The organism is Streptomyces sp. CB09001 (assembly GCF_003369795.1).
Lineage (GTDB): Bacteria > Actinomycetota > Actinomycetes > Streptomycetales > Streptomycetaceae > Streptomyces.
Genome location: NZ_CP026730.1, coordinates 1,926,136 through 1,939,166, shown reverse-complemented (window position 1 = coordinate 1,939,166; position 13,031 = coordinate 1,926,136). Strand labels below are relative to the sequence as shown.

At 71.8% G+C, this 13,031-nt stretch carries 10 protein-coding genes; 6 read left to right on the top strand and 4 right to left on the bottom strand.

The window, feature by feature from the left end; translation table 11 throughout:
* The first annotated feature begins 222 nt into the window (after window positions 1-222).
* The 4 genes from C4J65_RS09090 to C4J65_RS09075 are packed head-to-tail and all read left to right on the top strand — an operon-like array spanning window position 223 to window position 4,912.
* Window positions 223-1,581, top strand: coding sequence for an extracellular solute-binding protein (locus C4J65_RS09090; RefSeq protein WP_115746363.1), 1,359 nt, complete (start codon window positions 223-225; stop codon window positions 1,579-1,581).
* The gene (locus tag C4J65_RS09085) at window positions 1,578-2,519 is read left to right on the top strand and encodes a sugar ABC transporter permease (RefSeq protein WP_115741949.1); all 942 of its coding nucleotides are present in this window, start codon (window positions 1,578-1,580) and stop codon (window positions 2,517-2,519) included. Before C4J65_RS09090 ends, C4J65_RS09085 begins: the two co-directional genes overlap by 4 nt.
* Complete coding sequence (locus tag C4J65_RS09080; protein WP_115741948.1) at window positions 2,516-3,379, top strand: carbohydrate ABC transporter permease; 864 nt, start codon at window positions 2,516-2,518, stop codon at window positions 3,377-3,379. Before C4J65_RS09085 ends, C4J65_RS09080 begins: the two co-directional genes overlap by 4 nt.
* A 27-nt stretch (window positions 3,380-3,406) precedes the next feature.
* Complete coding sequence (locus C4J65_RS09075) at window positions 3,407-4,912, top strand: alpha-N-arabinofuranosidase (protein WP_115741947.1); 1,506 nt, start codon at window positions 3,407-3,409, stop codon at window positions 4,910-4,912.
* A gap of 12 nt (window positions 4,913-4,924) precedes the next feature.
* Here the strand turns inward: C4J65_RS09075 and C4J65_RS09070 are convergent, their stop codons facing one another.
* Window positions 4,925-7,726 (bottom strand): beta-galactosidase, encoded by a 2,802-nt coding sequence (locus tag C4J65_RS09070; RefSeq protein WP_115741946.1) that lies wholly within the window; start codon window positions 7,724-7,726, stop codon window positions 4,925-4,927.
* 97 nt (window positions 7,727-7,823) lie between these two features.
* Between C4J65_RS09070 and C4J65_RS09065 the strand changes: the two genes are divergently transcribed.
* A complete protein-coding gene (locus C4J65_RS09065; RefSeq protein ID WP_115746362.1) occupies window positions 7,824-8,282 on the top strand; it encodes an Rrf2 family transcriptional regulator in 459 nt (152 codons plus the stop codon).
* Between the two features lie 112 nt (window positions 8,283-8,394).
* Here C4J65_RS09065 and C4J65_RS09060 read toward each other — a convergent pair whose 3' ends face one another.
* A complete protein-coding gene (locus tag C4J65_RS09060) occupies window positions 8,395-9,609 on the bottom strand; it encodes an RNA-guided endonuclease TnpB family protein (RefSeq protein ID WP_115741945.1) in 1,215 nt (404 codons plus the stop codon).
* A 268-nt stretch (window positions 9,610-9,877) separates the two neighbouring features.
* Entirely contained in the window at window positions 9,878-10,195 is a 318-nt protein-coding gene (locus C4J65_RS36535) for a hypothetical protein (protein ID WP_240330391.1), read from the bottom strand.
* Window positions 10,196-10,628: 433 nt separating this feature from the next.
* Here C4J65_RS36535 and C4J65_RS09050 point away from each other — a divergent pair, with 433 nt between their 5' ends.
* Window positions 10,629-11,597 (top strand): arabinan endo-1,5-alpha-L-arabinosidase, encoded by a 969-nt coding sequence (locus C4J65_RS09050; RefSeq protein ID WP_115741944.1) that lies wholly within the window; start codon window positions 10,629-10,631, stop codon window positions 11,595-11,597.
* Window positions 11,598-11,636: 39 nt separating this feature from the next.
* Here C4J65_RS09050 and C4J65_RS09045 read toward each other — a convergent pair whose 3' ends face one another.
* The gene (locus C4J65_RS09045) at window positions 11,637-12,848 is read right to left on the bottom strand and encodes a helix-turn-helix domain-containing protein (protein ID WP_115741943.1); all 1,212 of its coding nucleotides are present in this window, start codon (window positions 12,846-12,848) and stop codon (window positions 11,637-11,639) included.
* Window positions 12,849-13,031: the final 183 nt, after the last annotated feature.

The following is a 13,031-nucleotide window of genomic DNA, read 5'->3' as shown; positions in this document are numbered from 1 at the left end:
TATGCCAAGACGCGCGGCCTCTGGGCCAGTTCCGGGGCCCGGTCGGTCGCGAGGTGGCCGAGACGGTGCCCTCGTCGCGCCCCCGCTCGCTGTGGAGGCCGGCCCGATCCTGCCCGAACCATTGACGTGCAAGCGCTTCCCACCTACGTTCCCGTTCGAAGTTACGAGCGGCATCCGGTATATCGAACGACATTCCTCGAATGACGACAGATGGGGCAGGGCATGGGACGACCTGGCCTGAATCGCAGGCACTTTCTGGCCGCGGCCGGCGGACTGACGGTCGCGGGCAGCTTCGGCTTCGCGGCGCTCGGTACCGGCGCCGACGCGCTCGCCTCGGGAGCGGACACCCGGGTGCGCTACTGGAACCTCTTCAGCGGCGGCGACGGATACAACATGATCGCGATGCTGGACTCCTTCCGTAAGGACAACCCCGGCATCGACGTGAAGGACTCCACCCTCCAGTGGGGCAGCCCCTTCTACACCAAGCTCGCCATGGCCGCCGCCGGCAACCGCGCGCCCGACCTCGGCGTCATGCACCTCGGCCGCGTCACCGGCTTCTCGCCCGGCCGCCTCCTCGACCCCTGGGACCCCGCGCTGCTCGCCAAGTACGGCGTGCGCGAGCGGGACTTCAACCCGGAGCTGTGGAAGCGCGCCGTCATCGGCGGCAAGCTCTACGCCCTCCCGCTCGACATCCACGTCCAGCTCTGCTTCTACCGCAAGGACGTGCTGAAGAAGGCGGGCCTGCTCGGCGAGGACGGCCGGATCGTGCCGGTCACCTCCACCGAGGAGTGGTTCGACGTGCTCAAGGAGGCCAGGAAGGCCACCGCCAAGGGGCTCCAGACCATCGGCCTGTGGCACAACGACCAGAACTTCCAGTGGTGGTTCTTCGTCGCCTTCTACACCCAGCTCGGCGGCACCTGGTTCAACGACGCCAAGACCGAGGTCACCTTCGACACCGACAAGGCCGTCCAGGTCCTGGAGTTCCTGCGCAAGCACGTCGCCGACGGGTACGCCAACCCCTCCTTCGGCGGCGGCGCCGGCGCCGAACAGTTCGTCAACGGCTCCCCCTTCGCCTGGGAGGGCAACTGGTCCGTGCCGGTCTTCGACGCCGCGAAACTCGACTACGGCGCCACCCCGCTGCCGCCCGTCTTCGGCAGGCGCGCCACCCACGCCGAGTCCCACTCCTTCGTCCTGCCGCACCAGGCCGACCGCGGCGGCGCCGCCAACGAGGGCGCACACCGGCTCGCCGCCTACGTCGTCAAGCACGCCCGGCAGTGGGCGGCCGGCGGACACATCCCCGCCTACACGCCGACCCTGTCCACCGCCGCGTACCGGGAACTCCAGCCGCAGAACGAGTACGTCTCGGCCATGGACCACCAGGCCACCGAGCCCAAGGTGTGGTTCGCCGGGTCCACCGGCATCCTCGCCCAGCGGGTCGGCCCGGTCGTCGTCTCCTCGACGACGGGCTCCGCCAAGCCCGAGGCCGCCGCCCGCCGGATGAAGGGCACGCTCACCGAACTGCTCGCCATGAAGAACCCCATGGACGGCCGCACCGCCGCGCAGGGAGGCAGCGCCGCATGACCGCCACCAGCGCCGAAACGATCGTCCGCCCGACGCGGGCGAGGACCGCCGCCGACAGCGCCGGCGTCCGCCGCAGGCAGGGCTTCCAGCACGGCGGCTGGTTCGTCGCCCCGTTCCTCGCGCTCTTCGCGCTCTTCGTGGTCTGGCCGCTGCTGCGCGGCCTCTACCTCAGCTTCACCGACGCCAACATCTCCGGCGACAGCGCGAACTTCATCGGCCTCGACAACTACCGCGAGGCCCTGAAGGACCCCCTGATGTGGGACGCGCTCGGCCACAGCGCGTACTTCACGCTGCTCGTCGTGCCCTGCATCACCGTCCTCGCCCTCCTCCTCGCGATGCTGGCCCACCACATCGAGCGCGGCAAGTGGCTGTGGCGGCTCTGCTTCTTCCTGCCGTTCCTGCTGCCCTCCACCGTCGCCGCGAACCTGTGGCAGTGGCTGTTCAACCCCGGCACCGGCATGGTCAACCACGTCTTCGGCCTCGAGACGCCCTGGCTGACCGACAAGTCGTACGCCATGCTCGCGGTCGTCATCACCACCCTGTGGTGGACCGTCGGCTTCAGCTTCCTGCTCTACCTCGCCGCGCTCCAGGGCATCCCCGCCCACCTCTACGAGGCCGCCAAACTGGACGGCGCGAACGCCTGGCACCGCATCCTGCACATCACGCTGCCGATGCTGCGCAACATCACCGGCCTCGTGCTCGCCCTGCAGATCCTCGCCTCCCTCCAGGTCTTCGACCAGGCCGTCGTCATGCAGGACTTCGGACCCGGCCCGGAGGACTCGACCCGCACCTTCGTGCAGTACACGCTCGAACAGGGCTTCACCAGCTACCGCGTGGGCTACGCCTCCGCGATCTCCATCATCTTCTTCGTGCTCATCGCGGCCGTCGCCCTCGCCCGGATGTGGCTGCTGCGCAACCGTGAGGAGGGCGGCCGATGACCACCGCCGCACCGCCGGTCCGCACCCGCCCCCGCCGGAGCTGGACCCCCGGCCAGATCGTGCTCACGCTCCTCGGCACCGCCGTGTCCGCGGTGTTCCTCGCCCCGCTCGCCTGGGCCCTGTTCACCTCGCTCAAGTCGGAGACCGAGGCGGTCGAGGTGCCCACGCACTGGCTGCCCGACGACTGGACCGGGCAGGCCTGGAAGGCCCTCTTCGAGACCGGCAACATCACCGACTGGTTCGTCAACTCGCTGGTCGTGTCGGTGTGCGTGACGACGGTCGTGCTGCTGGTCGCCGCGCTCGCCGGATACGGCTTCGCCCGCACCGAGTTCCGGGGCAAGGGCCTCCTGATGGGCGTGGTGATGGCGGGCCTCATGGTCTCCCCGGCCGTGCTCGGCGTCCCGCTGTTCACCACCGTCCAGCAGATGGGGATGGTCGACACCTACTGGGGCATGATCCTGCCGCAGTGCGCGCCCGCCGCGATGGTCTACATCCTCTACAAGTTCTTCCAGGGCATCCCGCGCGAGCTGGAGGAGGCCGCCTTCATCGACGGCGCGGGCCGCTGGCGCGTCTTCTTCACGATCATCGTGCCGCTGTCCCGCCCCTCGCTCGCGGCGGTCGGCATCTTCACCTTCATCAGCTCCTGGAACAACTTCCTGTGGCCCTACATGGTCACCAACAACCCCGACCTGATGACCATGCCGAACGGCATCGCGACCGTCATGAACTCCTACGGCATCCAGTGGGCCCAGCTCATGGCCGGCGGCCTGATGGCCGGCCTGCCGCTGATCGTCGTCTTCGTCTTCTTCCAGCGCCAGATCGTGGCGGGCGTCGCCCACACGGGCCTGGCCGGCCAGTAGCCCCTCACCCCGTCCCGAAAGGAAACGATGCGCACCGCCCGCTTCACCCTCGACCCCGCCTTCACCGTCGGCGCCGTCAACCCCCGTCTCTTCGGCTCCTTCGTCGAACACCTCGGACGCTGCGTGTACACCGGCATCTTCGAACCCGGCCACCCCACCGCGGACGCCGCGGGCCTGCGCCAGGACGTGCTGGAGCTGGTCCGCGAACTCGGCGTCACCGCCGTCCGCTACCCCGGCGGCAACTTCGTCTCCGGCTACAAGTGGGAGGACTCGGTCGGCCCGGTGGAGGACCGCCCGCGCCGCCTCGACCTCGCCTGGCGCTCCACCGAGACCAACCGCTTCGGCCTCTCCGAGTACATCGCCTTCCTCAAGAAGATCGGCCCGCAGGCCGAGCCCATGATGGCGGTCAACCTCGGCACCCGCGGCGTCGCCGAGGCACTCGAACTCCAGGAGTACGCCAACCACCCCGCCGGCACGGCCCTGTCCGACCTGCGCGCCGAGCACGGCGACAAGGACCCCTTCGGCATCCGGCTCTGGTGCCTGGGCAACGAGATGGACGGCCCCTGGCAGACCGGCCACAAGACCGCCGAGGAGTACGGCCGCCTCGCCGCCGAGACCGCCCGCGCCATGCGCCAGATCGACCCGGACGTCGAACTGGTCGCGTGCGGGTCGTCCGGGCAGTCCATGGAGACCTTCGCCGAGTGGGAGGCGACGGTCCTGCAGGAGACCTACGACCTGGTCGACCACATCTCGCTGCACGCCTACTACGAGCCGCACGACGGGGACGTCGACTCCTTCCTCGCCTCCGCCGTGGACATGGAGTCGTTCATCGAGAACGTCGTCGCCACCTGCGACCACGTCGGCGCCCGCCTCAAGTCGAAGAAGAAGATCGACCTCTCCTTCGACGAGTGGAACGTCTGGTACATGAGCCGGACCGAGGCCCAGGTGAGCGCCCTGGACTGGCCCGAGGCGCCCCGCCTGCTCGAGGACAACTACAGCGTCATGGACGCGGTCGTCTTCGGCTCGCTCCTGATCGCCCTGCTGCGGCACGCCGACCGCGTCACCGTGGCCTGCCTCGCGCAGCTCGTCAACGTCATCGCCCCGATCATGACCGAGCCGGGCGGCCCGGCCTGGCGCCAGACGACGTTCTTCCCCTTCTCCCAGGCCTCGAAGCACGGCCGCGGCGAGGTGCTCGACGTGCGGGTGGACTCACCCACGTACGAGACGGGCAAGTACGGCGAGGCCGACCTGCTGCACGCCACCGCCGTGCGCGCCGAGGACGGCTCGGTGACCGTCTTCGCCGTCAACCGCTCCCGCACCGGGGCCCTCCCGCTGGAGGTCGCCCTGAGCGGCCTGGAGCTGACGGAGGTCGTCGAGCACAGCGCCCTCGCGGACGCCGACCCCGACGCCCGCAACACCCTCGCCGAGCCCGAGCGCGTCGTCCCGCACCCGGTGGACGGCACCTCCCTGCGGGACGGCCGGCTCACCGCCGCCCTGGAACCGCTGTCCTGGAACGTGATCCGGCTGCGCTGACCCGGGCCCGGGTCAGCCGCGGGGACGGCCGGGGGAGGGGACGGGCTTCACCGGCACTCCTCCGGCCGCGCCGCCCAGGAGTTCCAGGCGCACGGAGCCGGGGCCCGACGGCGCGCCGCCGCCGGACAGGACCGCGAGGGCCAGGGTGTTGGCGGCGGCACGGGTGCGCAGGATGCCGTTCGGCAGGACGAAGGTGTGCGGCGCGCCCGTGCGGTCGCCCACGTACGCGCCCAGGTTCCAGCCGTTCAGGAAGACCTGGACGCGGTGGGCACCGGTGCCGCGGTCCGGGGGGCCGTCGAGGCGCAGCCCCACCGAGGCGTCGATCTCCGGCGGGACGTCCAGGCGGAACGTGGTCCGGTACCAGGTCACGCCCTGGCGCCGGTCCCCGCCGGGCAGCACCGCCGGGGACACCCGCTCCCACCCGCCGTCGTCGTACCCGGGCAGGTGCCAGCCGTGGCGCTCCCCGTACAGCCCGCCGTTGTTGAGCGGCCCGCGCACCGGGTCGGGGGCGGCCGCGCCCATGATCCGCCAGCGCACCCCGGGCGAGGCGCCCTCGAAAGCGGCCGACGTCAGCCCGCGGGCCTCCCGGTACGCGTCCTGGCCGTGCTGGGTGCGCCGGACCAGGACCGACAGGACGGCGCCGTCGTCCCCTTCGCCGCCCTTGCTCCCCTCGCCCGCCCCGCTCCCGGCGGTCCGCCGCAGCCCGGCGCGCAGGTCCTCCGGCAGCCCGAAGGCGGCCGTGCCGGTCCACGTGCCCTTCCCGTCACCCGCCCCGCCCGGCCGGTGGCTGCCCAGCGGCACCCCGTCCAGCCAGGCCATCAGCAGGCCGTCCGCGCCCGTGCGGTACGAGAGGGACACCCGCTCAAGACCCGTGGCGCCGGTGAGGCGGGCGCGGTACCAGACGTCCCCGTAGTGGAAGCCGTAGTCGTCGGCGAAGAGCACCGGCCGGCCGTCGGGGACCGGGGTCGCGCCGTGCGTCGCGCGCCGGTCGGCGACCGTCCACCCCTCGTCGCCGTAGTCGGGCCGGGACTCGAAGTTCTCCGTGTGCCGGCGCCAGCCGTCCAGCGCGGGCAGCACCAGGCCGGGCACGCCCGGCAGCGGCCACACGGCCATCAGGCTCAGGGCGCGGCCCAGGCCCGACTGCACCGCCTCGCCGTTCCAGGTGACGTCGGTGATGCCGGGCGGCGCCCACACCTCCAGCTCGCGCTCGGCGACCGTGTCACCGGTCAGCCGGATCGTGGCACCGTCCAGGGCGGCCTCGCGCAGCAGCTCCGGGCCGCGCACCAGGACCCGGCCCGACGGCGTCTCGTACGGCCACAGCCGCAGCGAGGCCGCGTCGTCGGCGACGATCAGCAGCAGGGTGCGGTCGGTGTCGCCGCTGCGCACCCGCACCCGGGTCAGCCGGTCCTCCTGGAGCGGCACGGTCACGTGCAGCTGCCCGCGGTCGAAGGCCCAGGCGGCCTCCTCGTCCAGCCGGGTCGGCCACGGCTCGTCCGGACAGTCCAGGACCAGGTGCGCCGTCTCGCCGGCCCGCCCCACGAACGCGGCGATGTCCAGCCGCCCGACGCTCATGGCCAGCATGGGCTGCACGGTGGCGTACGCCAGCTTGCGCCCCGAGCCCAGGCGCAGGCCGGTGGCGAAGAGCTTGGCGTCCCGGGCGGGCACGGTGACCTCCACGTCGGCCCCGCCCATGGGGAGGGTCGAGGTGACGTCGGCGGCGGAGTCGTTGCGCAGGACGTAGGCGTGCGCCCCGGTGTCCGGGTTGACCAGGTGCCGTACCCGGACCCTGGCATCCGTGGCCCGGACCGCCTCCGCCTCGTTCATCCGGGTGAAGTCCGGTACGTGGCGCAGCAGGTGGCCGAGCTGGTGGAGCGGCGCGAGCCTGTCCGTCGGCCGCCGCGCCTCGTCGATGGGCGCGGTGGGGTCGTACGTCGGCGAGGGCGCCGAGGGCGCGGGCAGCCACCCCCACGAGCTGCCGCCGAACGCCATGGGGACGTGGTGCGGGGTGCTCCCCCGCGCCAGGCGGTCGAAGTGGACCCGACGCGCCTCGGCGACGTCCCGGACCGGCACCGGGTCCTCCCGGGCGGGCGGCGTGTCACCGTGCAGCAGGGGCACGTCGATGCCGTCGGCGCGCATCCTCGCGCGCAGCCGGTCCAGGCCGGCCCGCCCGGGGGCGTCGGCCCGGTAGAGCAGCACCGTGCCGGTGCCCCGGGTGAACAGGTGCCGGGCGGCGACGGCGTTGACCCGGCCCAGCCACTCCTCGGCGTGGCGCAGGTACGCCGGGCCGGTGGTCCCGGCCCGGCCCCCGACGGTCGTCAGCCAGCCGGGCAGGCCTCCGGCGTCCACGCCGGCGCCGATGTACGGGCCGGGGTGCAGGACGACGTACAGACCGCACTCGGCGGCCGTGCGCAGGAACAGCCCGAGGTCGCGGACGCCGGTGAAGTCGTACGCGCCCGGAGCGGGCGAGTGCTGGTTCCAGGCGAGGCGGATGTCGACCGCGTTGTGGCCGTAGGCCCGCATCTTCTGGAGCACGTCCCGCCACAGGGACGGGCTCGGCAGCCGGAAGGGGTGCAGTTCGCCGGACCACAGGGCCAGCCGCCTGCCGTCCACCAGCAGCGAGTGCCGGTCCAGCGCGACCCGGTGACGGGCGCCGTCGGCGCCGGGCGGGCCGGGCGGCGGCCCGGTGGGTGCGGGGCCCGGGGCGCCGGAGGCGGACAGCGCCGTGCTGCCGCCGAGCGCGAGACCGAGGACGGTGGTGCCCGCGAGGGCGCTGAACGCTCTTCTGCCGAGCCTGCTGGGCCTGCTGAGCTCCAAGGGAGCCTCTCCTGTAGCGCGCGTGTCTCCGGTCCCGCCGCCTGCGCGGGACCGCCTGTGCCGGGCCATTGTCCCAGCGGACGCCACAATGGTCGGCATGAGGATCTCGGCGCGTGCGGACTACGCGGTACGGGCGGTACTGGAACTGGCCGTCCGGCAGGACGGTTGCCCGGTCAAGGCGGAGGACGTGGCCGCCGTCCAGGACATTCCGCACAAGTTTCTGGAGGGGATCCTCGGGGACCTCAGGCGCGGCGGCGTCGTGGAGAGCCGGCGCGGCGGAGGCGGCGGGTACCGGCTGGCGCGCGGGGCGTCGGAGATCACCGTGGCGGACGTGATCCGGGCGGTGGACGGCCCGATCGTCTCGGTGCGCGGGGAGCGGCCGACGGAGCTGGTGTACACGGGCACGGCGGGGCCCCTGCTGCCGCTGTGGGTGGCGCTGCGCGCCAACGTGCGCAGGATCCTGGAGGGCGTGACGATCGCGGACCTCGCGGCGGACGCGCTGCCGGGCCCGGTGCGGGAGCTGGCGGCGGAACCGGCTGCGTGGGAGAACCCGTAGGCCGTGGCCCGGGCGGCGGAGAGCCCGCCGGACCTCGGCCCCGGCTGGCCCGGGTGGTGGGAATCGGCCGGTTTGAATCCTCCCCTCCCTGATGGGGGAGGGGATTCCTGGCTCAGGCTGCCTCCTGGAGCGGCGCTCCAGGAGGTCCTCCGCCATCGGCGCCAGCCGGGTTGAGACCAGCCCGGACGAGCATGACGCGTGCGGAGTTCTTGTCCCGTGGGGCTGTGGTTCCGCAGGCGGTGCAGGTGTGGGTGCGTTCACCCAGCGGCAGTGTGTGCTTGGCTCTCGCTCCGCACTGCGCGCAGTCCATCGTGGTGTACGCGGGGTGGACCAGGCGGATGTCCCGCCCGTGCTTGCGTCCCATCTCGATCAGAGCGTCCTTGGTGGCGCCGATGGCGGCGTCCGCGGCCTTGCGGGCCATCGTCGACCGAGCCAGGAACTTCGGCCGGAAGTCCTCCACCGCTACGGCATCGTGGTCGCGGACGACCTTCTTGGCCCACTTGCGGCCGGTGTCCGCACGCTGCCGGGCGACTTTCTTGTACGCCTTCGCCCGCAGCCTCCTCGCCGCACGGTAGCCCCTCGATCCGGGCGTCCCCTTCTTCGGCCTGCGACGGGCCATCATCCGGTCGTACCGGGTGAGCTTCTCCTTTGACTTCCCGCCGTGTACGGGGTGCGGCAGGTCGTGCGCGTCGGACGTGGTGGTCGCCGTCTCCTTCACACCCCAGTCGACACCCAGGACACGGCCGGTCTTCGGCAGAGGCTGGACCTGGGCGGGGACAACGAAAGAGGCGTACCAGTGTCCGAGGCTGTCCTGATAGACGCGTACGGAGGACGGCTCGTCGGGCAGCTCCCGCGACCACACCACGTGCAGGACGATTCCGCCCGCCAGGTGCAGTCGGCCGTCCTTCAGCCGGAACCCGCGCCGGGTGTAGTTCAGGGTCGCCGGTGACTCACGCCGGGTCTTCCATGTCGGCATCCCGGCTCGGCGCGCCGCGGGCAGGCTCGCTGTCATGTCTTGCTGGGCCTTGGCGCGGGAGCGACCGAAGTCACGGATGATCTGCTGCTGGGGAACGCAGGAGCCCTCCCGCAGCCACGGCGTACGGGAACGGGCCTCGGTCAGCATCCGGTCCAGCTGCGCCGGACCGCACGTGACCCTCTCGCCACTCGCCCTGTTGTGCAGATGCACGGCCCTGGACTTGGCGACGCACTCGTTCCACAGCCAGCGGCAGCGGCCCCACTCCGACGCCAGACGGGCACGAGCCGTGGACGACACCCGCAACCGGTACGTGTACCGGGCACGACCGCCCTCCGCCCCCACCTGCGCCATCTCGCCCCCCTTCACGGCCGCGGCCAGGACACCGTGCCGTCCCGAACCCTGCGAAGGACCATACGTACGACAGCCGCACACACACCCGACGAACCCACAACCGCCACTCCGACCAGCGATCACAGGCACACGTGTTCGCTTCGCCTTGGGTCATGCTGGTAGCAAAACGGGCGCTCCGCGCCCGTATCCGGGCTTCGGCGACGCTCCGCGTCGCCATACTCGGATGCGATTCCTCCCCGGAGTGAACGCGGGAGTCTCCTCGCAAGGATCAGGTGAAGCCCTCCTCGCGGTCCAGCACCGCCAGGACCTTGTAGTGCGCCCGGCGGTTGAGGATCACCTTCGGCAGCTTGACGACCCGGCCCGTGGTCTCGAACCCCTCGGCCCCCGGCACGAAGAAGGTGGGCGGCACCTGGGGGCTGCGCTCGGTGACGGTCATGCCGACGACGCGGCGGCCGGGGAAGGCGATGCGTATGCCCACGGGGTCGCTGGCCGGAGCGACGTAGTCGGCGGCGACGACGGGGCTCCAGCCGGCGTTCTCGATCCGCAGCAGGACGACCGAGGGTCGCGCAGGTTCGTACCGTCCCACTGCATGCGCTGCAGCACCGTGGTGTCGGGCCCCGAGGCGGCCGAGTCCCGGATCGTGGTGTCCAGCTGGACGCGGTAGCCGAGCCGTTTGCGACCCGCCAGCACGAACTCCCACAGCGCGGCCGCGACGGGCACGGCCAGACCCAGGACGGCGGCCAAGGACCCCCAGGACAGACTCACGTCCGGCTCCCCCTCAGGACGGTGACATGGGAGGCCATGGTGGCGGGGGAGGGGCGTGCGGGGGCGCGGCTCGGGTGACTGCACGGTTCGAATTCACGCGCCGGCCACTTTCGGCACCCGGTGTTTTCCGGACATCAACCGCCGCTTTCGCCAGGGACGTTGACGCGCAAGCGGTTCGACCCTAGGTTCCGTCACTGCGCCACGTCCGACATCACGAATGTTGTTCGAGATTCCGAACGCAAGAGGAGCCCCCCATGCGTCGCAGACGAGCCGCACTCCTCGCTCTCCCCACCGCCGCCCTGCTCGCCCTCGTCCCCTCCACGGCGTCGGCCTATCCCGGTCCCGGCACGGTCACCGGCTCCGTCGTCACGCACGACCCGACGATGATCCGCACCTCGTCCGGGCAGTACCGGCTCTACGCCACCGGCGGCGGCATCAGCAGCAAGGCCTCCTCGGACCGCACCGCCTTCTCCGCCGGGGCCGACGCCTTCGGCTCCCGGCCCGGCTGGTGGTCGCAGTACTCCGACGTCCCCGAGGCCTGGGCGCCCGACATCTCGTACCACGGCGGCAGGTACCTGATGTACTACTCCGTCTCGTCCTTCGGCGTGAACACCTCGGCCATCGGGCTCGCGGTCTCCACCACCGGGGCGCCGGGCAGCTGGAGCGACCGGGGCGTCGTCTACACCTCGAACTCCGCCAGCGACTACAACGCCATCGACCCGAACCTCTTCGTCGACGACGACGGCACGTGGTGGCTGTCCTTCGGCAGTTGGTGGACCGGCATCAAGATGGTCCGCATCGACCCGGCCACCGGCAGGCAGCTCGCCTCCGACACCGCCCGCCGCTCCCTCGCCTCCCGCCCGACGGGCACCAAGGCCGTCGAGGCCCCGTACGTCGTCAAGCGGAACGGGTACTACTACCTCTTCGCCTCGTACGACGTCTGCTGCGACGGCACCAGCTCCACCTACAAGGTCAAGGTCGGCCGGGCGACCAGCGTCACCGGGCCCTACCGCGACCGCAACGGCGTCTCGATGATGGACAACGGCGGGACGCCGGTGCTCGAGTCGCACGGCAGCGTCATCGGCCCCGGCGGTCAGTCGATCATGAACGACGTGGACGGCGACCTGATCGTCTACCACTACTACGACGGCAACGACAACGGCACGCCCAAGCTCGGCATCAACCTCCTGGACTGGAGCAGCGGCTGGCCCGTGGCGTACTGAGCGGCCCGCCGGTACGGACACGCGCGCCGGCCCCGGCCGTCACTCCGGGTCGTCGTGGCCCCGCAGGTGCAGCGAGCGGAGGGCCACCTCGATGGCGAAGCGGTGGTCGGGGTCGGCGAGCCGGTCGCCCAGGTAGGCGTCCAGCGTCCGCAGGCGGTAGCGGACGGTCTGCGCGTGCACGCCCAGCATCTCGCCGACCTGCTCCGCGGGCGCCCGGGTGGAGACGTGCACGCGCAGGGTCTCCACCAGCCGGTCGCGGCGCTTGGCCGGCAGCTCGTCGAGCGGGGCCAGTTCACGGGCCGCGACCCGGTCGACCAGGGCGGAGTCGGACAGCAGCCACAGGGTCGTCAGGTGATCCTCGCAGCGGATCAGCGGGGCGTCGGGTATGACATCGTCGTCAACGAGCTGCAGCACCCGGCGGGCCCAGCGGACGGAGTCGGCGGCCTGGGTGATCGGTACGGTCAGGCCCAGCGCGGCGCGGGTGCCGGCCAGTGCGGTGCGCAGCATGTCGAGGCGGGCCGGCGTGAGGTCGCCGGGCACCAGCAGGTGCGGCTGCGGTATGTCCAGATCGGCGAGGACGTCCCGGTCGAGTCCCGCCTGGATGTGCTCCGGCGCCGGAGACTGCAGGGCGACCAGGAAGCAGGACCGGGGCAGCTCCCAGGCGGCGGCCTTGCACAGTTCGGAGACGGCCGTCCGGGGCAGTGGGGAGGCGGCCAGCAGGAAGTGCAGTAACTGTCTTCGTAACGCGGACTCCTCGGAGGCGGCCCGCTCCCGGACCTCCGCGTACCCCTCGCGGGTGATCGACTCCAGCTCCTCGACGTAGGCGAAGAGGGCGTCGGCGAAGGCGAGGATCAGAGAGGGCGAGAGGCTGTACTGCCGGCCCAGGGTCTTGGCCCGGCGCAGTGCGATGCGGGCGCCGAGCCGGTAGGCCCCCTGCAGGACCTCCAGGTCGCGGCCCTCGTAGGCCTCCACCCGGCCGAATCTGCGCAGCAGTTCGTCCCGCAGCTCCGAACTGCTGGAGGGGTCGGCCACCCGGTCCACGAAGGCGGTCAGCGCCTGTTCGACGCCCTGGCGGATCGCGTCCCCGTCCGGGCCGTTGAGCAGCCTGCCGTACACCGGATAGCTGCGGGTGACCTCGGTGCGTATCTCGTTCAGCAGCCCCGGGAGCAGCGGACGCATGAAGGCCGCGAACTTCTTGGGGAGGGGGTCGAGCGGTTCACCGAGCACCGAAGGACGCGCGATTGAGGGCATGAGTGATCCCTTGCCGTCGACATGTCCGGTGGGGGTGGGCCGGCCGGGCCCCGCCCTCGGCGGGCGGAGCCTGGACCGGTCCACTGGGCGTTCACCGGTCTGGCAAGCAGACGGTAAATCAACTTTGTTGTGTTGTACATCTCTTGGGGAGGAATCGTGTCACGGTTGTGTACGTCGTCAACC

Coding starts and splice junctions, on each gene's coding strand:
- C4J65_RS09060 (WP_115741945.1), bottom strand. CDS start 9,609: ATGGCGCAGGTGGGGGCGGAGGGCGGTCGTGCCCGGTACACGTACCGG.
- C4J65_RS09090 (WP_115746363.1), top strand. CDS start 223: ATGGGACGACCTGGCCTGAATCGCAGGCACTTTCTGGCCGCGGCCGGC.
- C4J65_RS09085 (WP_115741949.1), top strand. CDS start 1,578: ATGACCGCCACCAGCGCCGAAACGATCGTCCGCCCGACGCGGGCGAGG.
- C4J65_RS09080 (WP_115741948.1), top strand. CDS start 2,516: ATGACCACCGCCGCACCGCCGGTCCGCACCCGCCCCCGCCGGAGCTGG.
- C4J65_RS09065 (WP_115746362.1), top strand. CDS start 7,824: ATGAGGATCTCGGCGCGTGCGGACTACGCGGTACGGGCGGTACTGGAA.
- C4J65_RS09075 (WP_115741947.1), top strand. CDS start 3,407: ATGCGCACCGCCCGCTTCACCCTCGACCCCGCCTTCACCGTCGGCGCC.
- C4J65_RS09045 (WP_115741943.1), bottom strand. CDS start 12,848: ATGCCCTCAATCGCGCGTCCTTCGGTGCTCGGTGAACCGCTCGACCCC.
- C4J65_RS09050 (WP_115741944.1), top strand. CDS start 10,629: ATGCGTCGCAGACGAGCCGCACTCCTCGCTCTCCCCACCGCCGCCCTG.